Source organism: Sutterella massiliensis (genome assembly GCF_016899755.1).
GTDB classification, from domain to species: domain Bacteria; phylum Pseudomonadota; class Gammaproteobacteria; order Burkholderiales; family Burkholderiaceae_F; genus Sutterella; species Sutterella massiliensis.
This window is the reverse complement of record NZ_JACJJC010000305.1, coordinates 1-421: the sequence shown is the minus strand read 5'-3', so window position 1 is coordinate 421 and position 421 is coordinate 1. Positions and strand designations below refer to the sequence as shown.

Here is a 421-nt window from a genome sequence, read left to right as displayed (position 1 = left end):
CATTTGATGTAGAGGGTTTTGTTGAATTCGAAGACTATCAGTTTGACTATGGATATCATCGGTTTATTTATTCTCGCAAATTAATTTCTGAAAATAAAATTGAATTTCCGGATTTGCTGAGGTTTCAGGATCCTCCATTCTTCTTGGAATGCATGAAGGCAAGTGGCAGATTTTATGCTATTCCTAAAGTTGTTTACTGCTATAGAAAAGGGGAAAATATCGTTAAATGGAACTCTCGAAAAATCAGTGATTTACTTGAAGGAATTCTATTCGAAGTTAGGTTCTCGAAAGAAAACCAATATCATATGCTTCATAGAATAGCTATTGATCATATCAACGTTGATTTCGATAAAAATATTCAACCATTTTTGAATTTTGAAAACATTGAAATAATTGAAACATTATTTGCAATCAATAGAGA

General features: G+C 31.1%; 1 protein-coding gene. It reads left to right on the top strand.

The genetic code is table 11. The features are described from left to right. Positions 1-421: hypothetical protein (locus tag H6A60_RS12680; RefSeq protein WP_205105204.1), on the top strand; the 421-nt coding region annotated here is incomplete at both ends.